Below are 21800 nucleotides of genomic sequence, written 5' to 3' on the forward strand. Positions count from 1 at the left end.
TTGTCGCTACTGCGTGGGCAATAATCTCGGCGATTGAAGTGCCGGTGGCCCCCGTGTAGCGAGGCGGGAATGGTCGCATCCCGCAATGTCATGGCGAAGCAAGGCTATCAGGCATCGCCGCGGGAGCGGGCCGGAGCGATGGCGTTTGCCGCCGTCACGACCTTGCTGGTGTTTTTGATCATGTGGCGCATGGGTGCCGTAACCGGCTTTGGCGATGGCAAGGGCACTCGTCTGACCGCGATCGACCTTTCCGCTGAAGGTCAGGACAAAAAAGAGGCACAGAAGCAGGACCAGAAACAGCAGAAACAGGCGCAATCGGCCGAGACCGCAGCGAGCCAGCCGGTCACCGCGCCGCCTCCCGTGCCGGTGCCTGGCAAGGTCGAATGGCCGGAAGGATTCATCGAGCTTTCGCGCAACGACTATCGCGCGACCGACATAAGCAACATGAAGCGGGCGGAATCCGGTGGCGGGCAGCAGGCGAGTGCGGGAAGTCCTGGAGATTCGGCCAGCGTCGGGCAAGGTCCGGGCGGCGTGCGGCTCTACGCCGCGCAATGGTATCGCGAACCCACCGATGCGGAAATTGGCCCCTATCTGCCACAGCGCAGGATGCAGGGCGATTGGGCAATGATCGCGTGCAAGACCATCGAGAAGTACCACGTCGAAGATTGCCAGGAGATCGGCGAAAGTCCACCGGGATCAGGCCTGGCGCGCGCCATCCGGCAGGCCAGCTGGCAGTTTCTGGTACGGCCACCGCGCGTGAACGGAAAGCCGCAGATCGGAGAATGGGTGCGGATACGCTTTGATTTCAGGGCGAAGAAGAGTGACACAGCTGTCGAAGCGGCAGGCTGAGCTTGGGAGGCAATGGTCTGCCGCAAAGCCATTTTTCGGGGAGGGACGCATGATCATTGTCACCGGCAGCGCAGTTGTTCTGCCCGATCGGCTTGATGAGGCGCTTGCGGTTGGGATTGCGCATTCGGTCAGGTCACGGAGTGAGCCCGGCTGCCTGAATCACAACTGCCATGTGGATGCTGAGGACGAGAACCGGATCGTCTTCGTTGAATACTGGGCTGACATGGCGGCGCTCCAGGCGCATTTCGCCGTGCCGGAATCAAGTGCCTTCGTGCGCCAGATGACAGCTCTTGCGGTCGCACCACCGAAGATCCAGCTGTTCCAGGCTCAGGAAATACCGATGGGCTGACGCCTCAGGCGTCAATCAATTCCGGATCGATCTCGCTCGCGCGGTTCTGGATGAACATGAAGCGCTGGGCGGGATCGCGGCCCATCAGGCGGTCGACGAGTTCCTTCACTGCCGCGCGGCCTTCGTATTCTGGGGGCAGCGTTATGCGGATCAGGCTGCGGGTGGCGGGCGCCATGGTGGTTTCGCGCAGCTGCTGCGGATTCATTTCGCCGAGGCCCTTGAAGCGGCCGACTTCAACCTTCTTGCCCTTGAACTTGGTGGCTTCCAGCTCGGCACGGTGGGAGTCGTCCTTGGCGTAGGCCGAGGTGCTGCCGCTGGTCAGGCGGTAAAGCGGAGGCTGGGCGAGGTAGAGGTGGCCGCGGCGGACGAGCTCGGGCATTTCCTGGAAGAAGAACGTCATCAGCAACGTGGCGATGTGCGCACCGTCGACGTCGGCGTCGGTCATGATGATCACGCGGTCATAACGCAGCGCGTCCGGGTTGCAGTCCTTGCGCATGCCGCAGCCGAGGGCGAGCGCTAGGTCGGCGATTTCCTGGTTGGCGCGGATCTTGTCAGCCGTGGCGCTGGCGACGTTGAGGATCTTGCCGCGGATCGGCAGGATCGCCTGCGTCTTGCGATCACGCGCCTGCTTGGCGCTGCCGCCTGCCGAATCACCCTCGACGATGAATAGTTCGGTCTCGCCTTCACCTTCGCCCGAACAATCGGTGAGCTTGCCGGGAAGGCGCAGCTTGCGTGCGTTGGTGGCGGTCTTGCGCTTGACCTCGCGCTCCGCCTTGCGGCGCAGACGTTCGTCCATGCGCTCCATCACTGCGCCGAGCAGGGCCTTGCCGCGCTCCATGTTGTCGGTGAGGAAGTGGTCGAAATGATCGCGCACGGCGGCTTCGACCATGCGCGCAGCTTCCGGACTCGTGAGGCGGTCCTTGGTCTGGCTCTGGAACTGCGGATCACGGATGAACACCGAGAGCATGATCTCGCTGCCGGTGATCATGTCCTCGGGTGCGATGTCCTTGGCCTTCTTCTGGCCGATCAATTCGGCAAAGGCGCGGATGCCCTTGGTCAGCGCGGCGCGAAGACCCTGTTCGTGGGTGCCGCCATCGGGCGTGGGGATGGTGTTGCAGTACCAGCTGTATGAACCGTCAGACCACAAGGGCCAGGCGATGGCCCATTCGACGCGGCCATTCTCTTCGCCATTGAGTCCAAGCGGAAAGTCCTGACGGCCAGCAAAAGGCACCGAGGTGACGCACTCACGGCCAGAGACCTGTTCGGCGAGGTGATCGGCAAGGCCACCGGGGAACTGGAATACCGCTTCGGCCGGCACGTCCTCGCTGGCGAGCGATGGGGCGCACTTCCAGCGGATCTCTACACCTGCGAACAGGTAGGCCTTGGATCGGACCAGCCGGAACAGGCGGGCTGGCTTGAACTTCGCGTCCTCACCAAAGATTTCAAGATCCGGGATGAAGGTAACCTGCGTGCCGCGCCGGTTGGGGGCATTGCCGATCTTCATCAGCTTGGTCGTCGGGTTTCCGCGCGAGAACTCCTGCGCGTAAAGCTCCTTGTTGCGCGCGACTTCGATGCGGGTGAGCGAGGACAGCGCGTTGACCACCGAGACGCCGACACCGTGCAAACCGCCGCTGGTGGCATAGGCCTTGCCGGAGAACTTCCCGCCTGAGTGCAGCGTGGTGAGGATCACCTCGAGCGCGGACTTGCCGGGATACTTGGGATGTTCGTCCACTGGGATGCCGCGACCATTGTCCGAAATGGTCAGGCGGTTGCCTTCCTCCAGCTGCACTTCGATGCGGTTGGCGTGGCCGGCGACCGCCTCGTCCATCGCATTGTCGAGCACTTCGGCAGCGAGGTGGTGCAGCGCACGCTCGTCCGTGCCGCCGATGTACATGCCGGGGCGGCGGCGGACCGGTTCAAGGCCCTCGAGAACTTCGATGGCGGAGCCGTCATAAGCCTCGGCTGCGCTGGTGGCGGGGAGCTTGTCGAAAAGGTCGTCGGACATGCGAACGGGTATAGAACACGCGCTTGCCTGCGCAAGCGGGGATGGCGCCTTATCCGGCGAAATCCCCCGCTTTCAGGCGTTCAGAACTTGGGCGGCGCGGGTGATACGGTGGCGAAGGTGCCAGCGCCGACCTCGCGCACTTCCATTGCCCGCTCAGCCATGCCGCTTGCGGTGAAGCGGAACACACCGTCGAGCCCGATGAAGCCCTGCGGGTCATAAAGCTTTGTGGTAGGGAAGGTCGTGCCCGGCTTCCATGTCCGCGCGATGTTGAGCGTCAGCAACACACTATCGTAGCCCAGGGTCGCGAGGCGCGATGGCGTTGCGCCAAACCGCGTGGCATAGCTCTTTTCAAATTGGCCGAAGCGCTGGTCGGAAACGGCAGCGAACCACGCGCCGCGCATGGCGGCAGATTTTGCGATTGCGCCTTCACCGCTCCACAATTCGGTGCCCAGAAGCTTGACGCCTTTTCCGGCGAGCGGACCTGCCTGAAGCGCGATGCGGCTACCATCCGCGATCAGGAGAGCATCGAAACGCCCCTTGTCCTTTGCCCGGCGTACGGCGCTGGCAACGGATGTATTGCCGCGATCATAGGTCTCGATGGCGGTGACGGTGACGCCGTTGGCCCGCGCTGCCTCGGTCAACCCTGCGGTGGCCCGCTGTCCGTAATCACCGGTCGGGATGATTGCGGCAACGGATTTGATACCACGCGACTTGGCAAAACCGAGAACGCGGGTGATCGATTGGCCGGGAGCCTGCCCCATGACGAAGACATCGCGCGAGGCGACGGCACTGTCGTTCGAATAGGTAATCATCGGGACTTTGGCCGGGCGTGCGACATTGGAGACCAGCACGACATCATCGGACAGCAGGGGGCCGAGGATCAGCTTGTTGCCATCGGCGATGGCGCGGGCCGCCGCGCTGCCAGCGCCCGTTGCAGTGTCATAAGTCGTGATGCGCAGGTTCGCCGCGCTTGTATCGAGCACGGCCATCGTTGCGGCATTGGCTATTGATTGACCGACGGATGCATTGGGCCCTGTCATTGGCACCAGCAATGCGACGCGGTGGCGACCGGCATCGGTAGGCAGCACGTTTGCGTCAGGCGCTTTTTCAGTCGGCTCGGCAATCGGGCCGGTGCCCTTAGGGATGACAGTGCAACCTGCCAGCAGGGCCAGCGTGCCGGTGACAAGCCATCTGCGGGAGCGGCGCAAGCCAGTTTCGCGCCAGTCGCCCGATTGTCCCTCGATCATTCCCTGCACACCCTCTTGTCGCTCTGTCATCGCCGGTCCATGGAAATGCCATGGATACGTCGCCTCTTGCACCCGGTCTCTATATTGTTGCCACGCCTATTGGCAATCTTGGTGACATGACCCGTCGCGCCACAGACACGCTTGGGCGCTGTGATCTGGTCGCCTGCGAAGATACGCGGGTGACAGGGAAATTGTTGAATCTGCTTGGCCTTCACAAGCCGATGCGGCGCTATGACGATCATGCCAGCGATGGCGCAAGGGAAGCGCTGCTGGCGGAAATGGCAATCAAGGCGGTTGCACTGGTGTCGGACGCAGGAACGCCGTTGATTTCCGATCCGGGGTACAAGCTGGTGCGAGAAGCGCGGGCGCGTGGTGTCACTGTAACCTCGCTGCCGGGCGCGAGCGCGGTAGTGACGGCATTGTCGATGGCGGGGCTGCCTACGGATCGGTTCCTGTTTGCGGGGTTCCTGCCGAACAAGGAGAAGGCGCGCGGCGATGTCCTGACCGAACTTTCCGGCGTTCCGGCTACGCTGGCGTTCTATGAGACGGGGCCGCGCCTCGTCGCTTCGCTTGAAGCCATCGCCGAGCGCTTGCCACGGCGCGAAGTTGCCGTTGCACGAGAGCTGACCAAGCTGCACGAGGAGTGCCGTACCGGTTCTGCAGCAGAGCTTGCGGCACACTATTCGGCACAGCCGCCGAAGGGTGAGATCGTGCTGCTCATTGCTCCGCCCGGTGAAGCCGAGGCGCCAGATGATGATGTCATCGACGCAGAGCTGCGCGCAGCGCTCACCGAGATGTCGACATCGCAGGCGGCGGGCAAAGTGGCCAAGGCGCACGGGCTGGACCGCAAGGCGCTTTACGCACGGGCCATGGCACTGAAGGAATGAAGCGGGCCGAGGCCGAGCAGCGGGGGCGACGGGCGGAAGTGCTGGCGGCGTGGTGGCTGCGACTTCTCGGCTGGCGCATTCTGGCGCAGCGGGTGAAGCTCAAGGCAGGCGAGGTGGATCTGATCGCGCGAAAGGGGCGGACGGTTGCGTTCATCGAAGTGAAGTGGCGCAAGGACGCCTGGCAACTCGGCGCGTCGATTGATGCTCACCGCTTGCGCCGTGTGGCACGGGCTGCGGAGGTGCTCGCCCCAAAGTATGCCGGGCCGGGGGACGAACTTCGGATTGACGTGATCCTGATGGCCCCGGGAAAGTGGCCGCGCCGGATTGCCAACGCCTGGCAACCCGGCGCCTGACCGACGCTTAGTGGGCGGGCTTGTGCTCTTCCTTGTGCTCGCCGTCCTTGTGCTCGTCGTGATGCTCGTCTTTCTTGTCTTTCTTGTGATCGTCATGCGGGGCCGAGGTCGGGTGCGGATCGGGGTTGGCGATGCCTTGCGACGACCAGCCGAGAACGGCGATTCCAGCAACGGCGACAGCGAACAGTTTGCGCATCAATGGCTCCTGAGTGGTGAGGCGCCCGGTTGGCGCGCAGTGAAAATGGTCGCGCAGCCGATAAAGTGGCTTTAAGGCGCTGGTGAGAGAAACCCCTGAGGATCGGTGCAAGCATGACACTCCGCGTCGCGGTTCAGATGGACCCGCTCCACTCCATTAATATTGCTGGAGATTCCAGCTTTGCACTGATGCTTTCGGCGCAGGAGCGCGGGCACGAGGTTTACCATTACGACGTTGGCTCACTGACGCTGGACGAAGATGACCGGCTGATTGCCCATGCCCGCCCGGTCACGGTGCAGCGCGTGGAAGGCGACCACTACAAGACCGGCGACCTGCGCCGGCTCGATCTTGGGCGCGATATCGATGTGGTCCTCATGCGGCAGGACCCGCCGTTCCATATGGGTTACATCACGGCGACGCATCTGCTTGAGCGGATCGAGGGCGAGACGCTGGTCGTCAATAACCCCCGGAGCGTGCGCAATGCGCCTGAAAAGGTCATGGTGCTGGACTACCGACGCTTCATGCCGCCGACCATAGTGACCCGCTCGGTCGAGGAAGTGCGGCTGTTCCAAAAGAAGCACGGCGCGATCGTCGTGAAGCCGATCCACGGCAATGGCGGCAAGGCGATCTTCCGCGTCGGACCTGAAGGGGAAAACCTCGGCGCGCTGTTCGAGGTGTTCAACCAGACCTGGCCCGAACCGCACATGGTGCAGGCATTCCTTCCCGAAGTTGCCAAGGGCGACAAGCGCATCGTCCTGGTCGATGGCGAGATTGCCGGCGCGATCAACCGCAAACCGGGTGAGGGGGAGTTCCGCTCGAACCTTGCTGTCGGCGGCTATGCCGAAAAGACCGAACTGACGCCCGAAGAGCAGGAGATCTGCGCCGCACTCGGGCCGGAATTGAAGCGTCTCGGCCTGATCTTCGTCGGCATCGATGTGATCGGCGGCAAGTACCTGACCGAGATCAACGTCACTTCGCCGACCGGTATCGTCGCAATCGACAAGTTCAATGGCACCGATACGCCGGGAATGATCTGGGACGCGATCGAGGCGCGGCTCTAATCGGAAGGCATAGCGCTCCGGTGCAGGAGCTTTTGACCGCTTGCAGGCGTTACCCTTTTCATGAATGACTGGATCGTCCACCTGATCGAAGGCGGCGGCTATTGGGGCATCGCGTTCCTGATGGTCATTGAAAACGTGTTTCCGCCGATACCGTCCGAAGTGATTATGGGCTTGGGCGGCATTGCTGTTGCGCGGGGGCGGATGGAGTTCTGGCCGCTGATGCTGGCAGGAACGGTCGGCTCGACGTTGGGCAATTACTGCTGGTACCTGCTTGGCCGATCGCTTGGCTATCAAAGGTTGCAACCGTTCGTGAACCGGTTCGGGCGATGGCTTACCGTGGAGTGGGAGGATGTCGAGGCGATTGTCCGGTTCTTCCGGCGCCATGGCCAGTGGGTCGTGTTTGCTGTCCGGTTTGCGCCGTTCATGCGAACGATGATCTCCTTGCCAGCGGGCCTCACGCGCATGGGGCATACCCGTTTCCTGCTGTTCACTTTCGCAGGCGCGGCGATCTGGAACGCAATCCTCAGCGGTGCGGGCTATTACCTCGGCCGCAATTTTGGCGAGATCGAGAGGTACACCGGCCCGATTGCCACGGCGACACTGGTTATCGTGGCAATAGCCTATGTGTGGCGCGTGCTGACCTGGAAACCACGTGGGGGTTGACTAACCGCGGCGAGGCGGCTTTGCCTTGCCCTCCGCTTCGTGCGGTCTGTGCTGTCAATCTATCAAACCAAGGTATTCCAATGGCTGTAAAAGCGATGTGCATTGTCACCAGAAGCGAGGAAGGGCGCGGTGCCTATGCCGTGCGCATGGACAACGACGAGAACGTCTATTTCCCGCTCAGCGTGACCGAAGCGCTCGAACTCGAAGAGTTCGACGAGGTGGAGGCGATACTGGTGAAGAACGATCGGCCCGAGCCGGCCTGGCGGGCTATTCGCGCGCGATTGCCGGTCGTTGACTGAGCAGAACTGAAAAGCCCCCGCACTGCGGGGGCTTTTTGTTTGTGCCGATGGTGGCTCAGGCGTCCTTCGCCAGCCACTCTTCCAGCCATTTGATGGTATAGTCGCCAGAAAGGAAATCCGGCTCGTTCAAAAGACGCTGGTGTAGCGGGATCGAAGTCTTTGGGCCTTCGATGACCATTTCCTCGAGCGCCCGCTTGAGGCGCATGATGCAACCCTCACGGGTGCGGCCGTAGACGATCAGCTTGGCGATCATCGAGTCATAGTACGGCGGGATCTTGTACCCGGCATAGAGCCCGGAATCGACGCGAACGTGCATGCCGCCTGCCGCGTGATAGCTCTTCACCAAGCCGGGCGAGGGCGCGAACGTGAACGGGTCTTCCGCATTGATGCGGCACTCGATCGCGTGGCCCTTGAACTCGATCTCGTCCTGGCTGACAGACAGCGGCTTGCCATCGGCAATGCGGATCTGCTCGCGCACCAGATCGACGCCGGTGATCGCTTCGGTAACCGGGTGCTCCACCTGCAGGCGGGTGTTCATCTCGATGAAGTAGAACTCGCCGTTTTCCCAGAGGAACTCGATCGTGCCGGCGCCGCGATAGCCCATGTCGGCCATCGCCTTGGCAACGATGCCGCCCATGCGGTTGCGCTCTTCGGCCGAAATGACCGGCGAGGGCGCTTCTTCCAGCACCTTCTGGTGGCGGCGCTGCAGCGAGCAGTCACGCTCACCAAGGTGGATCGCGTTGCCATTGCCATCACCGAAGATCTGGAATTCGATGTGGCGCGGATTGCCGAGGTATTTCTCGATATAGACCGTGGCATCGCCAAACGCGGCCTTGGCCTCGCTACCGGCCTGCTGAATCAGCGTTTCGAGCTGCTCCGGACTGTTGCAGACCTTCATGCCGCGACCGCCACCGCCCGAAGCGGCCTTGATGATCACCGGATAGCCGGCCTTCTCGGCAATCGCCCTGGCTTCTTCGAGATCCGAAACCGCGCCGTCCGAGCCGGGCACGAGCGGCAGGCCGAGCGCGCCAGCAGTGCGCTTGGCCTCAATCTTGTCGCCCATCGTGCGGATGTGCTCGGGCTTGGGGCCGATCCAGGTGATGTCGTGCGCTTCGACGATCTCGGCGAACTTGGCATTTTCCGATAGGAAGCCGTAGCCCGGGTGGATCGCGTCCGCGTGGGTGATTTCGGCTGCCGAAATGATCGCCGCGACGTTGAGGTAGCTGTCCTTGGCCGCGGGCGGACCGATGCACACCGCGTGGTCTGCCAGGCGAACGTGCATCGCGTCGGCATCGGCGGTGGAGTGCACCGCCACCGTCTCTATCCCCATTTCGTGCGCGGCGCGGTGGATGCGCAGCGCGATTTCGCCGCGGTTGGCGATAAGCAGGCGCTTGATGGCCATCAGCGGACCTTTACGCGATCACGACCAGCGGCTGGTCGAACTCGACCGGCTGCGCGTTCTCGACCAGGATCGCCTTGACCACGCCAGCGGCAGGGGCAGTGATCGGGTTCATTACCTTCATCGCCTCGATGATCAGCAGGGTGTCACCTGCCTTCACAGTCTGGCCAACCGAGGCGAAGTTCGGTGCGCCCGGTTCGGCGGCGAGGTAGCAGGTGCCGACCATGGGCGACTTCACGGCGTTGGCATGGTCGTCTGCCGGAGCCGCGGCGGGCGCAGCGGGTGCCGCTGCCGCAGCAGGGGCAGCCACCGGAGCCGGAGCCGCAACCGCAACCTGAGCGACAGGCGCAGCCGTCAGCTGACGGGCGACGCGGATCTTGCGCTCGCCATCCTCGACTTCGATTTCAGAAAGTCCGGTTTCGGCAAGAAGCTCTGCCAGTTCGCGCACAAGCTTGCCGTCGATCGCCATGTTTTCGGCCTTGTCGCCGCGTTCGTGACCCATTTGAATTTCCTCGCGGGGTAAGAATTCTGACCGCGCGCCATGCCCCCAAGACGATGGACTGGCAAGTGGCAGCGATCAGTGAAAGTGGAAAAACGCCCGTTTCAAAGGCGCGAAACGGCATCCAATGCCGCAAGGTAGCTGTTTGCGCCGAAGCCGCAGACAGTCCCAAGCGCTGCCATGCCGACATAGGAATGGTGGCGGAATGCCTCGCGCTTGTGCGGGTTGGACAGGTGAACCTCGATTACCGGCACCTTGATCGACTTGATCGCATCATGGATCGCCACGGAGGTATGGGTATAGGCGCCGGCATTGAGCAGCACAGCCTTTACGCCTTCGGCCTGGGCCTCGTGCAGCCAGTCAATCAGGTGGCCTTCATGGTTCGACTGGCGCATGTCGATCTCGAGGCCGAGCTCACGGCCACGGTCTTCCAGCATGCCCGCAATGTCATCCAGTGTCTGCGAACCGTAGATTTCCGGCTCGCGCAGACCGAGCAGGTTGAGGTTGGGGCCGTTGAGCACGTAAACAGTTGTGCCTTGGCCGGAAGCTTGTGTCATCAGATCCCCCGAACGCGAATGCCTGCCGTGATAGACGTTGCATGCAAAGTCGCAAGGGCCAGAGGGGGACGCCCTTTAAAAGCCGGGAGCGATCGGTGGTCCGGCTGGTGCCTCGATGGTGTTTTCGTATATCGCGCTGTCAGCCGAGCCATCGGTGACTTCGTCCGACGATGAGGGCTCGCCGAAGCTGTCGGTCGTCCCGCTCTCGACAACCGGGGCGGGATTGTTCGTCGCCGCCATGCTCAAGGCTTGCCGCGAGCGCTTTTCGGCCGCGTCTGCCTTGGCTTCGAGCGCTGCCAACCGTGCCTCAAGCTTTTCGTTGTCAGATGATCCGCATCCGCCAAGCGCAAGGATCAAGCCGAGCGGCGCGAGGCCGGCCACAAGCGGCGAGAGCCTGCCTGCGGCCAGCGATTGCGATGATAAGCGGTCCAACCTCGATCTCATGCCTGCTTCCATATCAGGCGGAGGTTACCAGAAACTAACCAAGGTGTTGCGCTTTCAGCGGTCGGTTCCCCGGGCCTTCCCCCACTGCCGCGCAGCAGTATAGCCAAGATAGCCGGTGGCGAACAAAGCGTAGAGCGGTTCGGGCAGTCCCTTGAGATAGGCGCTCGTCGCAGTCATGATCGCCTGTGCAGCTAGTGGATTGAATCCGGCCAGCAGGCCCATGGGCAGGGCCCACAGGATCACCGCATACATTACATAGAGAAAGCCGGGGCGCGCTCTCCGAGTCCAGGGATCGTTAGCACTGGATTCTGCGAGAATCGCCGAAATGCGGGTTTTCAGTGGCTTGAATTCTCGTGCGCTCTCAAGGCGAAGCAGTTCGAGCTTTGCCTGATCGCGCAGGCCGGCATCGGGGATGATCTTGTCGATGATTGCGGAGACTGATGAAATCAGGGCTTCGGAGTTTGCCATGCTTGCGTCCTTCCGAGTTATGGGACGCAGGGACATATAACCACAAGGCGCGGTGTAGGAAAATGAACACAGCAAAAAGGCCCGCGAGCGCAAAGCGCTTCGCGGGCCTTTTGAATTGGTCGGGACGAGAGGATTCGAACCTCCGACCCCCACACCCCCAGTGTGATGCGCTACCAGGCTGCGCTACGTCCCGACCGGAAGCGCGCCTATAGGCAGCACTTTTCAGGATGGCAAGCACGAGATTGGCGAAAGGTTAGGGGGACCGGCTGCGGCGTGCCGAGGCGCTCTGCCAGCGCCTCAGATTGCCTTGCGCAATTCAAACTGCTAACCGCGCCGCTTGTCCATGCCGGAGCAACGAAAAGCGGGTAAACCGCAGTCGCTCCGGTTGTAATCCCTGCCTTGCGATCCCAGAAACGGACCCATGATGCTGAGCACTCTTTCCGCCGCCGCCGCCAATGCCGGTCAGCCGCCTGCCTGGATGACCTTCATGCCGCTGGTGGCGATGGGCTTCATCTTCTGGTTCCTGATCCTGCGCCCGCAGATGCGCCAGCAGAAGGAGCACAAGGCCAAGATTGCCGCGATGAAGAAGGGCGACATGGTCGTTACTGCCGGTGGGCTGATCGGCAAGGTCATCAAGCTCGATGATCATTACGTGGAACTCGAACTCGGCCCGAACGTCCGCGTCAAGGCCGTGCGCGCCACCATCGGCGACATCGTGCCGCCTGTCGGCTCCTCGCCTACGAACGACTGATCTCACTTTCCTGAAGGCTGAACGCCCATGCTCGAATTTCCGCGCTGGAAGGTGATCTGGCTTTGGCTGATAACGCTGGTTTGCGTTGCTGCCGCGATCCCGTCGCTTACTGCTACCATGGGCCTGAATTGGCCGACGTCGCTCCCCGAACCCAAGGTCAACCTCGGGCTCGACCTTGCGGGTGGCAGCCATATCCTGCTCGAAGCCGATCCTGCCCAGGTGCGCCAGCAGCGCATCGAAGGCATGGAGGAATCTGTCCGCAACAAGCTGAAGCAGGATGGAAAAGACATTCGCATCAGCGACATTTCGAACCGCGATGGCGCGCTGACGTTCGTTGTTGCCGATGCCTCGCAGGTCGATGCGGTGCGCGAAGCGGTCCTGCCACTGACCAACGGCGCTGGGCTTACCGGCCAGCGCGATTGGGACATCAACGTCGTCGATGGCAACCGCTTCGTCTTGAAGCCGACCGATGCCGGTGTCCAGCAGGCTGTGACGCAGGCGATGGACACGGCCGTCGAAGTCGTGCGCAAGCGTATCGACGCCCTCGGCACCAAGGAGCCGACGATCATCCGCTCCGGCCCGACGCGCATCGTCGTGCAGGTTCCCGGCCTGCAAGACCCGCAGGCGCTCAAGAACCTGCTGGGGCAGACCGCCAAGCTCGAGTTCAAGCTGGTCGACACTTCGGCGCTGCCGTCGGACGTGGCGCAAGGCATCGCGCCTCCGGGCAGCGAGATCGTGCCGTTCGTAAGTGCCGCAGAGGGGGGCGGCGTACCATCGATCGCAGTAAAGCGCCTCGGTGGCATCCGCGGCGATCAGCTGACCAACGCGCAGCAGACAAACAACCAGCAGACCAACGAGCCCGTCGTCAACATCACCTTCAACACTGATGGTGGCGCAAAGTTCGCGAAGCTGACAACGCAGAACGTCGGAAAGCAGTTTGCCATCATCCTCGACGGCAAGGTCCTTTCCGCGCCGACGATCAATGAACCGATCCTCGGGGGCAGCGCGATTATCTCGGGCCGCTTTACCACCGAAAGCGCCAATGCATTGGCCATCTCACTGCGTTCGGGCGCGCTGCCGGTGGATCTGAAGGTTGTGGAAGAGCGTACCGTCGGACCTGACCTCGGTGCGGATTCGATCCGCAAGGGCGCAATCGCGATGGGTGTTGGCACGCTTGCGCTCGCCGTTTTCATCCTCGTCACCTACGGCCGCTTTGGCGTCTATGCGAACCTCGCCGTGATCATCAACGTGATCATGATCCTCGGTATCATGGGCATCATTGGCACCACTCTGACGCTGCCGGGCATCGCCGGCTTCGTGCTGACTATCGGTGCCGCGGTAGACGCCAACGTGCTCATCAACGAACGCATCCGTGAAGAACGACACCGTGGGCGCAAGGTCGTCCAGGCGGTGGAGCTGGGCTACAAGGAAGCCAGCCGCGCGATCTTCGACGCCAATATCACCAACGTCATTGCCGCCGTGCTGATGTTTGCCTTCGGTTCGGGGCCGGTGAAGGGCTTTGCGGTGGTTCTGATGATCGGTATCGCGACATCGGTGTTCACCGCCGTCACCCTTACGCGCATGTGGGTCGCACAGTGGCTTCGTCGCGCCCGTCCCACCGACATTGCCCTTTAAGAGGAGGACAGACCGATGAAACTCCTCAAGCTCGTACCCGACAACACCAACATCCATTTCCTCAAGTGGCGCGTGCCGTTCTACGTCATCAGCATTATCCTGATGGCGGCATCGTGGGGTCTGGTGCTGACCAAGGGTCTCAATCTCGGCGTCGATTTCATCGGCGGCCAGATGATCCGCGTGACGTTCGAACGCAGTGCCGAAGCTCCAGTCGGCGAATTGCGCGAGGAAGTCGCCAAGCTCGGATACGGTGAGCCGATCATCCAGCGCTACGGCAAGCCCAACGAAATCTCGATCCGCATGAAGCTGCCGGAAGGCGCAGGCCAGGAAGCGGCGCTTGCCGACAAGATGGCCCGCACCATTACCGCAGACATCAAGAAGAACCACGCCGATGCGCGCATCGATGGCGTCGATTCGGTCTCGGGCAAGGTCTCCAAGGAACTGGGTTGGGACGCGTTCAAGGCGCTTGGCCTGGCATCGCTGGCGGTGGCAGCCTACATCTGGTTGCGCTTCGAATGGCAGTTCGGCGTGGGCGCACTGTTCGCGCTGGTTCACGACGTAACCTTGACGCTAGGCCTCTTTGCCGTGACCGGCATGGAGTTCGACCTGAACATCGTGGCCGCGCTCCTGACGCTGATCGGCTATTCGCTGAACGATACGATCGTGGTCTATGACCGCATCCGCGAGAACATGAAGAAGTATCGCCGGATGCCGATGCCGGAACTGCTCGACCTTTCGGTCAACGAGACGCTGCACCGCACGATCGTGACCTCGCTGTCGATGCTGATCACGCTGGTGGCGTTGCTGCTGCAGGGCCCCGACGTGATCTTCGGCTTCACCGCGGCCATCACGCTCGGCATCTTCGTCGGCACCTACAGCTCGATCTACATGGCAGCGCCGATCCTGATCTGGCTGAAGGTCAACCCGAACAGCTTCGTGCCGACTGAAACGGCGCTGGAAAAGCAGGAGCGGATCGCGCGCGAAGGCGTTTGATCCAGCGCAGACCAACAATTCGGCGGCGGTGAAGCTTAGCGCTTCGCCGCCGCTTCTGCGTACATGGCGGCGAGCGCACTGGCATTGGCTTCCCAGCTGAACCGCACAGCATTTGCCGCAACCGCATCCTGCGTGGGTGGAGCCTGAAGCAGCTCGTTCACTGCTTCGGCGATGGCTTCCGGAGTGCGGTCCGCAATCCGCCCGGCGCTGCTATCGGCGACCACCTCACGCGCGCCGCCGATGTCGGGGATCACGACAGGCGTTCCACATGCGAGCGATTCGATCCAGGCATTGGCCAGCCCTTCGCGTTCAGATGGCAGTACCATGGCATCGGCAGCGCACAGCAAATGCGGAAGGATGTCGTGTTCCACAGAATCGAGGAAATGGACCCGCGATTCGAGACCGAGTTGCTGAACCAGCCGCTTCAGGACGGTTTCATCCGCGCCGGTGCCGGCAATGGCCAGTCGGACATCATCCGGCAGCAATGTCATCGCGCGGATTGCCAGGGCCTGTCCCTTGATCGCAATCAGCGCGCCAACGCACAGCAGCAGACGGCCCTCTGACCAGATCTGGAGGGACGGCAAGGCCGATACCAGTTGCCGCGCCGCCTGGCGCTCAAGCGGGCGGAAGCGCGATCGGTCGAGGCCCGTGTAGTGGACCTTGATACGGTCAGCGGGCATGCCCAGCGCGATCATGTCGTTTGCCAAAGCCTGGGAAACGGAAAGCAGCACGGACGATTGCCGTGCGGCTTCTATCATCTGGCGGCGCGGCCATGACCGCTGTCCCCACAGATGGATGTCCGATCCGCGCGCTTTTATGGCCAGCGGCACTTCAAGTGCGCGCGCGACTTTGGCTGCGGCAGGTCCGTCAGGATAGAAGAACTGCGCATCGATCATGTCGAAGGGCTGCTCGGCATGAAGTCGTTTTGCCAGCGGCAGGACCGCGTGGGCGATCAGCGCCGGGTTGATCGGTCCGGACAGGCCGGGAATCAGGAGAAACCGCGGGTGATGGATCGTGACCGCGCCCTGTTCCTGCACTTCCGGCACGCCTTTAAGCGTTGCGTAACGCTTCATCGGCACTGGTGGAATGCCAATCGGATTGACGACCGTGACCTCCCAGTCCCCCCGTTCGGCCAGGGCTTGCATCTGACGGCTGACAAAGCGGCCGAAGCCGGGACGGCCCGTTGCAGGATAGAGCGTGGAGATCGAGAGGAGGCGCCTCACGTCAAAGTTTGCGCACGAGCATTTCGGCAACGCCAAGCCATGCCGGCCGATCGATCACGACCTGTCTTTGGCCTGGCCCCGGCGGAAGCAGGGCAACCCGCCCGTCACGCTGATCGATCAAGCGGCCGAATGCGAACCTACCGGCAGTGCGTGGCGCGAGGACATCGCGGTTGAAGGCGCGGGCGAAGTCGTCCGGATCGATCTGGCGCAGCCAGACCTGATCGCCTGCACGATACTCGCCAGCGCTCGCCTCAACGGACAGCGCGAGGAGGCGTGCAGAACCGTCGAGCGCTACCGGAAGGATGGCGTCCATCGGTTTGGCGAGGGCTTCGGCGCCATTGGGTCCAAGCCGGGCGACGAGATGGGTGGGGGTATCCTCCTCGGCCTTGACCAGCAATTGCGGCTCGACTCCGAGTGCGGCGCCGATGCGGTTCATCCACGTCAGCGACAGGCTGCGCGTGCCGGTCTCAAGGCGGCCGATCGTCTGCGCGGTGGTCGGTGGATCGCAGCGCGCAGCCACATCGGCCAGCGTCATGCCCTTCTGTCGGCGAATATCGCGGATTCGGTTGATCATGCGCGCGACCCCTGTTCGTGACCGTCTTAACCGTAACGGTGATTTTTTGCTTACCTACAAACTGCAGGACGAAGCAAGGGCTTTGCGCGTAGGGACTTCACCCCTCGACCATCTCCGCCAGTTCCAGCCAACGCTCCTCGGCCGCATCCTTCTCCGCCCGGACCTTTTCCAGCGCAGCCATCAGGGCATCGAATTTCTTGGGGTCCTTGGCATAAAGATCGGGATCGGCCAGTTGCGCTTCGCCTCGCGCAATCGCCGCGTCGAGGTCCTCGATGCGCTTGGGCAGCAACTCGTAGTCGCGCTGATCCTTGTACGAAAGCTTGCCCTTTTTCGCAGGCTGGGCAGGCGGGGGTGGGGGCGCTGCCGCTTCCGGCTTGTCCACCCCTGCGGACCGGGCAGCCGGCTTGCCCGCTTGCCTCTGCTTGCGGATCTTTTCCCAATCGGCATAGCCGCCGGCAACGATATCGACCTTGCCTGTGCCATCCATGCCCAGCGTGATCGTCACGGTTCGGTCGAGGAAGTCACGATCATGGCTGACGATCAGCACCGTGCCGTCGTAGTCCGAAATCACTTCCTGCAAGAGATCGAGCGTCTCGAGGTCGAGATCGTTGGTCGGCTCGTCGAGAACCAGCAGGTTCGAAAAGCGCGCGAACTCACGAGCCAGCAGCAGGCGCGAGCGCTCACCGCCCGAAAGCGTGCCGATGCGCGCTTCGACCAGCCCCGGATCGAACAGGAAGTCCTTGAGATAGCCCTGAATGTGCTTGCGGACGCCGCGCACGTCGATCCAGTCGCTACCATCGGCCAGCACGTCGCGCACGCGCTTGTCCGGTGCCATCAGGCTACGCTGCTGGTCGATCATGATACCCTGCAGCGTCTTGGCAAGCGTGATCGTCCCGCTGTCCGGCTCCAGTTCACCGGTCAGCAGCTTGAGTAGCGTCGTCTTGCCCGCGCCGTTCGACCCGACCACGCCGATGCGGTCCTTGCGCGTGATGCGCAACGTGAAATCCTTGACGATGGCGCGATCGCCGAACGACTTGTTGACGTGGTCGGCAACGATCACCGCCTTGCTCTTGGCGTCGTCACTGGCGATGGCCAGCTTCGCGGTGCCCTGCGGAGACAGCATCGCCGCCCGCTGTTCGCGCATCTCGTAAAGCTTTTCCAGCCGTCCCATGTTGCGCTTGCGCCGCGCCGTGACCCCGCGCTCCAGCCAATGCGCTTCGATCTTCAGCTTGGCGTCAAGCTTGTCGGCAGCGCGCGCTTCCTCGGCATAGACCTGTTCCATCCACGCCTCGTATCCGCCGAAGCCGATATCCTTCCGGCGCAGCGAGCCCCGGTCGAGCCACAGTGTTGCCTTGGTCAGCCGCTCGAGGAAAGTGCGGTCATGGCTGATGACCACGAAGGCCCCGCGATAGCGCTGCAGCCAGTCTTCCAGCCAGTCGATCGCGGCAAGATCGAGGTGGTTGGTGGGTTCGTCGAGCAGCAGGAGGTCCGGCTCACTCGCCAGTGCGCGGGCCAGCGCAGCGCGACGGCGTTCACCGCCGCTGGCGCTGTCGGCCTTGCGGGTCATGTCGATCCCGAGCTGCCCGGCAATCGATTCCACTTCATGCCGGGGCGGGGCGTCCTTACCCGAAAGGGCAAAGTCCATCAGCGTATCGAAGCCGGTGAAGAACGGGTCCTGCTCAAGCGTGACGATCTTCGTCCCCGGCTGGATCGAGCGCGTGCCTTTGTCGGCATCAACTTGTCCGCCCAACAGCTTGAGCAGCGTCGTCTTGCCCGCGCCGTTGCGCCCGATCAGCGCAAGCCGGTCGCGCTGCTGGATATGGATGTCGAGATCCCGGAAGAGCCAGCCATTGCCCTGGACAAGGCCGAGGCCTTCCCAGCTGAGTATCGGTGCCGCCATGGCCTGCCGCTTAGCCGCACCGTTGCCCTCGCGCAACGCCCGACGCTGAACGATAACGCGGCTTCGCATTCACCGCTTGTTCAATGCCCTCGGCTTATGCATGCGCACATCATGAACCGCGCCATTGCCCTCCTTGCCGCATCGCTGGCCCTCCTGCCCGTAACGTCGCACGCCCAGCAGCGGCCTGACGAGCAGAACGAGGCGCGCCGCGATCTTCGCGCCGGCAACGTCCGCTCGCTGCGTGACATCGAACGCCGCGTGCTGCCGACCAAGCCGGGCATGCAGTACCTCGGCCCGGAGTACGATCCTTCGGCGATGGTCTATCGCCTGAAGTTCATCCGCGACGGTCGCGTTGTCTTCGTGGATGTCGATGCCCGCACAGGGCAGGTGCTTGGCGAGAGCCGCTAATCGAAACAGCGGGTGAACGCAGGCTTTCTCGCCAGTTCCTTGACCGTTCAGGTTTCACGCCCCATCTAGCCGTTCAGGTTACCGCGCCGCAAACGCGCGCAACAAGGGGCAAGTGATGCGCATTCTGATCGTCGAGGACGAACCCACTCTCGGCAAGCAGCTCAAGAACACGCTCGAACAGAACGGCTATGCCGTCGATCTTTCGGTCGATGGCGAAGACGGGCACTTCATGGGCTCGACCGAAGAGTATGACGCGGTCATCCTCGACCTAGGCCTGCCCGAGATTGACGGCCTGACTGTGCTCGGCATGTGGCGCAAGGAGGGGCGCAAGTTCCCGGTGCTCGTCCTCACCGCCCGCGACAGCTGGTCCGACAAGGTCGCCGGCCTCGATGCCGGTGCCGATGACTACCTGGCCAAGCCCTTCCAGACCGAGGAACTGATCGCCCGCCTGCGCGCGCTGATCCGCCGTGCCTCGGGCAATTCCTCGTCTGAACTCACCGCCGGCGACGTGCGTCTCGATACGCGTTCGGGCCGCGTCACGCTCAACGGTGAGCCGGTCAAGCTGACGGCGCAGGAGTACAAGCTCCTGTCCTACCTGCTGCATCACAAGGGCAAGGTCGTAAGCCGTACCGAACTGATCGAACACATCTACGATCAGGATTTCGACCGCGATTCCAACACGATCGAAGTCTTCGTCACCCGCATCCGCAAGAAGCTCGGCCCCGACGTGATTACCACGATCCGCGGCCTTGGCTACAGCCTCGACGATCCGGCTGAACCCGGACGTGGGTAATCTGCGCAGGCAATAGGTGCCGGAGAAGGGTAGCAACGACACGCCGCAGCCAGCGCCGCATACCGGCTCGCTGGCGCGGCGCATGTTGCTCATCGCGGCAGGCTGGATCAGTGTCCTCCTGCTCGGCGGCGGTCTCGCGCTTGACCAGACACTGACCGGTCTCGTCACCCGCAATTTCGACGAGCAGCTTGGCTACATGTTGACCGCAATGGTCGCCTCGGCCGAGATCGGCCCTGACGGCGAGGTGTTTTTCAACCGCCCCCTCGGCGACCAGCGCTTCCTTGAACCGAACAGCGGCCTGTACTGGCAAATTTCCGGGCAGGGCCACGAAGACTTCCCCTCGCGCTCGCTGTGGGACCGTTCACTCCGCACCGATCCCGATCAGAACTACGTCGAACCGAAGATCGATGACAGCGACCAGTTCGAGGGTGAACGCCTGCGCATCATCAAGCGCTCCGTCATCCTACCGGGCGCCAATACGCTGTGGGAGTTTCAGGTCGCCGCCAGCCGAGGCGAGATCGACGCGCAGATTCGGCGCATCCGCTCGATCTTGATCTGGTCGTTCCTTGCGCTTGGCCTCGGGCTGTTCACGATGGCGGGCTTGCAGACCTTCTACGGCCTTGGCCCCTTGCGCCGCGTGCGCCTTGCCATTGCGCGGATGCGTGAGGGCGGGGCAAGCCGGGTGACGGACCCGTTGCCGCTTGAAGTCCAGCCGCTGGTGGTCGAACTCAATGCCCTGCTCGAACATTCCGAGCGGCAAGCCGAGGAAGCCCGCACCCACGCCGGCAATCTCGCCCATGCGCTGAAGACGCCGCTCACCGTGGTGATGAACGCGGCAACCGCCAAGGCCGATGATCTGGCCGATACAGTGATCCGCGAAGCTGCGGTCATGCGCCGCCAGGTTGACCACCACCTGGCCCGCGCCCGTGCTGTCGGTCGCCGCGCCGTCGGCATGTCGCGCGCACAGGTGTGGGAAAGCGCCGAGGCGGTGGAGCGCGCGGTCGTTCGGCTCTACCCGCAGGTGCGCTTCGACATGGACGGCAACCGCTCGGCCGAAGTATCGATCGAGCGGCAGGACCTTGACGAGATCCTCGGAAACCTGATCGAGAACGCAGCCAAGTATGGCGGCGGGTCCGTGTTCATCACCGTCGATGCCGCGCCGACGGATCCCAAATTCTGCGAGATCTGGGTGGAGGACGACGGCATGGGCATCCCCGAGGAGGCGCGCACCCGTATCTTCGACCGCGGTGCCCGGCTCGATACCGGCAAGCCCGGCACCGGCTTGGGCCTTGCGATCGTGCGGGACGTTGCCGAAATCTACGGCGGAAGCGTCGAGCTCAAGGAAAGCGAAGACCTCGGCGGGTTGCTTTCGGTCCTGCGCTTGCCGCGTTCGATCACCATGAAATAACCGCTTTCGCAGCACTCTTGCCAAAATGGTCCAAATGTCCGATCCGATCAGCGGGGCGGCGCTCGGGCCGTAAGCAGGGGGCAGGTAAATGAAGGCAGGCTTTGGTTTGGCGTTGGCTGCGCTGTGTCTGGCGCAAGGACAAGTGGCCATGGCGCAGGATGGCACGGCTTCAACGGCTGCCGCGTCGGTTGAGCCTGCAGCAAAGCAGGAGTGCGAACTCCACGTCTTCCCGACCGAGAACTACATTGGCTTCAACAGCGGCTTGTTGTCTGGCTTCGGCATTGTCGGGGCGGTGGCTGACCAGGAAGTCCACAAGAACAAGGTCGCTTCGGTCAACAGCCTGATGAAGGACTATCTCGGTCCGGATATCCAGTTGGCCGAGCTTGAGAAGATCAATTACCGCGCCCGCCTTGGCGTTCAGGACTGGAAGGTGATCATCGAGCCACCGACGCCATCCAATGAAGCGGTCAAGGCCGATCCTGAGCTCAAGGCCAAGGTCAAGTTGCTCAACGCCGATCTCAAGGCGGGACGGCGCATAACCTCGTCCACCAACCCCTGCTACGCAGAATTCGTCCTGCTCAGCGTCTTCTACTTCAAGGCGATGATGTACGGCAGCAACCTGCTCGTCGGCACGCAGTTCCGCGATTTCAGCAAGGGTGGCGCGCCGGTCATCTCCATCGGCGCAGTGAAGAATCCGCTCGAAGTTTTCCCGCCCAAGACGCCGGAAAACGTGGAGGCGGCCAAGGCCGAACTGCGCGAGGCTTTCGCCAAGGATTTCATCGAATGGGCCGACAAGAAGCTCAAGGACGACAAGGCGGGCAAAAAGTAGTCCGGCAGGA

25 protein-coding genes and 1 tRNA gene are annotated in these 21800 nt (G+C 62.7%); 14 read left to right on the plus strand and 12 right to left on the minus strand.

The annotated features are described in order from the left end of the window. The first annotated feature begins 69 nt into the window (after positions 1-69). Together HGI46_RS04495 and HGI46_RS04500 are read left to right on the plus strand one after the other, a co-directional pair. Positions 70-849 carry a hypothetical protein gene (locus HGI46_RS04495; RefSeq protein ID WP_168903274.1) on the plus strand — a complete coding sequence of 260 codons (780 nt, stop codon included), beginning with the start codon at positions 70-72 and terminating at the stop codon, positions 847-849. Positions 850-898: 49 nt separating this feature from the next. Beyond that, a complete protein-coding gene (locus tag HGI46_RS04500) occupies positions 899-1198 on the plus strand; it encodes a putative quinol monooxygenase (RefSeq protein WP_168903275.1) in 300 nt (99 codons plus the stop codon). Between the two features lie 4 nt (positions 1199-1202). On the opposite strand, the gene parE is transcribed toward HGI46_RS04500, so the two are convergent. Next, entirely contained in the window at positions 1203-3203 is a 2001-nt protein-coding gene (gene parE / locus HGI46_RS04505; protein WP_168903276.1) for a DNA topoisomerase IV subunit B, read from the minus strand. A gap of 80 nt (positions 3204-3283) precedes the next feature. Next, positions 3284-4480, minus strand: coding sequence for a penicillin-binding protein activator (locus tag HGI46_RS04510; RefSeq protein ID WP_240946585.1), 1197 nt, complete (start codon positions 4478-4480; stop codon positions 3284-3286). A gap of 20 nt (positions 4481-4500) precedes the next feature. Between HGI46_RS04510 and rsmI the strand changes: the two genes are divergently transcribed. Next, entirely contained in the window at positions 4501-5337 is an 837-nt protein-coding gene (gene rsmI, locus HGI46_RS04515) for a 16S rRNA (cytidine(1402)-2'-O)-methyltransferase (protein ID WP_168903277.1), read from the plus strand. Next, positions 5334-5690, plus strand: coding sequence for a YraN family protein (locus HGI46_RS04520; RefSeq protein ID WP_168903278.1), 357 nt, complete (start codon positions 5334-5336; stop codon positions 5688-5690). The genes rsmI and HGI46_RS04520 overlap by 4 nt, the downstream gene beginning before the upstream one ends. 7 nt (positions 5691-5697) lie before the next feature. On the opposite strand, the gene HGI46_RS04525 is transcribed toward HGI46_RS04520, so the two are convergent. Beyond that, positions 5698-5886, minus strand: a complete 189-nt coding sequence (locus HGI46_RS04525) for a hypothetical protein (RefSeq protein WP_118073964.1) — start codon at positions 5884-5886, stop codon at positions 5698-5700. Between the two features lie 113 nt (positions 5887-5999). Between HGI46_RS04525 and gshB the strand changes: the two genes are divergently transcribed. The 3 genes from gshB (at position 6000) to HGI46_RS04540 (ending at position 7909) form a co-directional block, all read left to right on the plus strand. Further along, the gene (gene gshB, locus HGI46_RS04530; protein WP_118073963.1) at positions 6000-6947 is read left to right on the plus strand and encodes a glutathione synthase; all 948 of its coding nucleotides are present in this window, start codon (positions 6000-6002) and stop codon (positions 6945-6947) included. 60 nt (positions 6948-7007) lie between these two features. Continuing rightward, a complete protein-coding gene (locus tag HGI46_RS04535; protein ID WP_168903279.1) occupies positions 7008-7610 on the plus strand; it encodes a DedA family protein in 603 nt (200 codons plus the stop codon). Between the two features lie 80 nt (positions 7611-7690). Continuing rightward, positions 7691-7909, plus strand: coding sequence for a hypothetical protein (locus HGI46_RS04540; protein ID WP_162896061.1), 219 nt, complete (start codon positions 7691-7693; stop codon positions 7907-7909). A gap of 55 nt (positions 7910-7964) precedes the next feature. Here the strand turns inward: HGI46_RS04540 and accC are convergent, their stop codons facing one another. From accC to HGI46_RS04570, 6 genes are all read right to left on the minus strand, one after another. After that, positions 7965-9311 carry an acetyl-CoA carboxylase biotin carboxylase subunit gene (gene accC, locus HGI46_RS04545; RefSeq protein WP_118073960.1) on the minus strand — a complete coding sequence of 449 codons (1347 nt, stop codon included), beginning with the start codon at positions 9309-9311 and terminating at the stop codon, positions 7965-7967. Positions 9312-9321: 10 nt separating this feature from the next. Beyond that, on the minus strand, positions 9322-9810 hold the full coding sequence (accB, locus tag HGI46_RS04550) for an acetyl-CoA carboxylase biotin carboxyl carrier protein (protein WP_168903280.1): 489 nt from the start codon (positions 9808-9810) through the stop codon (positions 9322-9324). Between the two features lie 101 nt (positions 9811-9911). Further along, the gene (gene aroQ, locus HGI46_RS04555) at positions 9912-10364 is read right to left on the minus strand and encodes a type II 3-dehydroquinate dehydratase (protein ID WP_039331122.1); all 453 of its coding nucleotides are present in this window, start codon (positions 10362-10364) and stop codon (positions 9912-9914) included. Between the two features lie 75 nt (positions 10365-10439). Further along, complete coding sequence (locus HGI46_RS04560) at positions 10440-10808, minus strand: hypothetical protein (protein ID WP_168903281.1); 369 nt, start codon at positions 10806-10808, stop codon at positions 10440-10442. A gap of 54 nt (positions 10809-10862) precedes the next feature. After that, positions 10863-11276, minus strand: a complete 414-nt coding sequence (locus HGI46_RS04565; RefSeq protein WP_168903282.1) for a holin family protein — start codon at positions 11274-11276, stop codon at positions 10863-10865. Between the two features lie 116 nt (positions 11277-11392). Next, a tRNA-Pro gene (locus tag HGI46_RS04570) sits at positions 11393-11469 on the minus strand. Positions 11470-11697: 228 nt separating this feature from the next. Between HGI46_RS04570 and yajC the strand changes: the two genes are divergently transcribed. Genes yajC through secF form a run of 3 tightly spaced genes read left to right on the plus strand, consistent with a single transcriptional unit; the run spans position 11698 to position 14655 of the window. Next, on the plus strand, positions 11698-12027 hold the full coding sequence (gene yajC / locus HGI46_RS04575) for a preprotein translocase subunit YajC (RefSeq protein WP_168903283.1): 330 nt from the start codon (positions 11698-11700) through the stop codon (positions 12025-12027). A 27-nt stretch (positions 12028-12054) separates the two neighbouring features. After that, the gene (gene secD, locus HGI46_RS04580) at positions 12055-13662 is read left to right on the plus strand and encodes a protein translocase subunit SecD (protein ID WP_168903284.1); all 1608 of its coding nucleotides are present in this window, start codon (positions 12055-12057) and stop codon (positions 13660-13662) included. Between the two features lie 15 nt (positions 13663-13677). Next, on the plus strand, positions 13678-14655 hold the full coding sequence (gene secF, locus HGI46_RS04585) for a protein translocase subunit SecF (protein WP_168903285.1): 978 nt from the start codon (positions 13678-13680) through the stop codon (positions 14653-14655). 35 nt (positions 14656-14690) lie between these two features. Here secF and HGI46_RS04590 read toward each other — a convergent pair whose 3' ends face one another. The 3 genes from HGI46_RS04590 to HGI46_RS04600 form a co-directional block, all read right to left on the minus strand. Next, positions 14691-15878 carry a glycosyltransferase gene (locus HGI46_RS04590; protein ID WP_168903286.1) on the minus strand — a complete coding sequence of 396 codons (1188 nt, stop codon included), beginning with the start codon at positions 15876-15878 and terminating at the stop codon, positions 14691-14693. Between the two features lies 1 nt (position 15879). After that, complete coding sequence (locus HGI46_RS04595) at positions 15880-16452, minus strand: helix-turn-helix transcriptional regulator (protein WP_118073953.1); 573 nt, start codon at positions 16450-16452, stop codon at positions 15880-15882. Between the two features lie 97 nt (positions 16453-16549). Then, on the minus strand, positions 16550-18352 hold the full coding sequence (locus HGI46_RS04600; protein WP_168903287.1) for an ATP-binding cassette domain-containing protein: 1803 nt from the start codon (positions 18350-18352) through the stop codon (positions 16550-16552). A gap of 111 nt (positions 18353-18463) precedes the next feature. Here HGI46_RS04600 and HGI46_RS04605 point away from each other — a divergent pair, with 111 nt between their 5' ends. The 4 genes from HGI46_RS04605 (at position 18464) to HGI46_RS04620 (ending at position 21790) form a co-directional block, all read left to right on the plus strand. Then, on the plus strand, positions 18464-18760 hold the full coding sequence (locus HGI46_RS04605; protein ID WP_062344478.1) for a PepSY domain-containing protein: 297 nt from the start codon (positions 18464-18466) through the stop codon (positions 18758-18760). Between the two features lie 115 nt (positions 18761-18875). Beyond that, positions 18876-19553, plus strand: a complete 678-nt coding sequence (locus tag HGI46_RS04610; RefSeq protein WP_039331476.1) for a response regulator transcription factor — start codon at positions 18876-18878, stop codon at positions 19551-19553. Positions 19554-19635: 82 nt separating this feature from the next. Further along, positions 19636-20961, plus strand: coding sequence for a HAMP domain-containing sensor histidine kinase (locus HGI46_RS04615; RefSeq protein WP_240344940.1), 1326 nt, complete (start codon positions 19636-19638; stop codon positions 20959-20961). An 88-nt stretch (positions 20962-21049) separates the two neighbouring features. Then, entirely contained in the window at positions 21050-21790 is a 741-nt protein-coding gene (locus HGI46_RS04620) for a hypothetical protein (protein WP_168903288.1), read from the plus strand. Positions 21791-21800 lie beyond the last annotated feature (10 nt).

The organism is Novosphingobium sp. ERW19 (genome assembly GCF_012641315.1).
Lineage (GTDB): Bacteria > Pseudomonadota > Alphaproteobacteria > Sphingomonadales > Sphingomonadaceae > Novosphingobium.

Coding starts and splice junctions, on each gene's coding strand:
- HGI46_RS04510 (WP_240946585.1), bottom strand. CDS start 4,480: ATGACAGAGCGACAAGAGGGTGTGCAGGGAATGATCGAGGGACAATCG.
- HGI46_RS04495 (WP_168903274.1), top strand. CDS start 70: ATGGTCGCATCCCGCAATGTCATGGCGAAGCAAGGCTATCAGGCATCG.
- secD (WP_168903284.1), top strand. CDS start 12,055: ATGCTCGAATTTCCGCGCTGGAAGGTGATCTGGCTTTGGCTGATAACG.
- aroQ (WP_039331122.1), bottom strand. CDS start 10,364: ATGACACAAGCTTCCGGCCAAGGCACAACTGTTTACGTGCTCAACGGC.
- yajC (WP_168903283.1), top strand. CDS start 11,698: ATGATGCTGAGCACTCTTTCCGCCGCCGCCGCCAATGCCGGTCAGCCG.
- HGI46_RS04520 (WP_168903278.1), top strand. CDS start 5,334: ATGAAGCGGGCCGAGGCCGAGCAGCGGGGGCGACGGGCGGAAGTGCTG.
- HGI46_RS04560 (WP_168903281.1), bottom strand. CDS start 10,808: ATGAGATCGAGGTTGGACCGCTTATCATCGCAATCGCTGGCCGCAGGC.
- HGI46_RS04540 (WP_162896061.1), top strand. CDS start 7,691: ATGGCTGTAAAAGCGATGTGCATTGTCACCAGAAGCGAGGAAGGGCGC.
- HGI46_RS04525 (WP_118073964.1), bottom strand. CDS start 5,886: ATGCGCAAACTGTTCGCTGTCGCCGTTGCTGGAATCGCCGTTCTCGGC.
- gshB (WP_118073963.1), top strand. CDS start 6,000: ATGACACTCCGCGTCGCGGTTCAGATGGACCCGCTCCACTCCATTAAT.
- HGI46_RS04535 (WP_168903279.1), top strand. CDS start 7,008: ATGAATGACTGGATCGTCCACCTGATCGAAGGCGGCGGCTATTGGGGC.
- HGI46_RS04615 (WP_240344940.1), top strand. CDS start 19,636: ATGTTGCTCATCGCGGCAGGCTGGATCAGTGTCCTCCTGCTCGGCGGC.
- HGI46_RS04595 (WP_118073953.1), bottom strand. CDS start 16,452: ATGATCAACCGAATCCGCGATATTCGCCGACAGAAGGGCATGACGCTG.
- HGI46_RS04605 (WP_062344478.1), top strand. CDS start 18,464: ATGAACCGCGCCATTGCCCTCCTTGCCGCATCGCTGGCCCTCCTGCCC.
- HGI46_RS04600 (WP_168903287.1), bottom strand. CDS start 18,352: ATGGCGGCACCGATACTCAGCTGGGAAGGCCTCGGCCTTGTCCAGGGC.
- HGI46_RS04610 (WP_039331476.1), top strand. CDS start 18,876: ATGCGCATTCTGATCGTCGAGGACGAACCCACTCTCGGCAAGCAGCTC.
- accC (WP_118073960.1), bottom strand. CDS start 9,311: ATGGCCATCAAGCGCCTGCTTATCGCCAACCGCGGCGAAATCGCGCTG.
- HGI46_RS04500 (WP_168903275.1), top strand. CDS start 899: ATGATCATTGTCACCGGCAGCGCAGTTGTTCTGCCCGATCGGCTTGAT.
- rsmI (WP_168903277.1), top strand. CDS start 4,501: ATGGATACGTCGCCTCTTGCACCCGGTCTCTATATTGTTGCCACGCCT.
- HGI46_RS04620 (WP_168903288.1), top strand. CDS start 21,050: ATGAAGGCAGGCTTTGGTTTGGCGTTGGCTGCGCTGTGTCTGGCGCAA.
- parE (WP_168903276.1), bottom strand. CDS start 3,203: ATGTCCGACGACCTTTTCGACAAGCTCCCCGCCACCAGCGCAGCCGAG.
- secF (WP_168903285.1), top strand. CDS start 13,678: ATGAAACTCCTCAAGCTCGTACCCGACAACACCAACATCCATTTCCTC.
- accB (WP_168903280.1), bottom strand. CDS start 9,810: ATGGGTCACGAACGCGGCGACAAGGCCGAAAACATGGCGATCGACGGC.
- HGI46_RS04565 (WP_168903282.1), bottom strand. CDS start 11,276: ATGGCAAACTCCGAAGCCCTGATTTCATCAGTCTCCGCAATCATCGAC.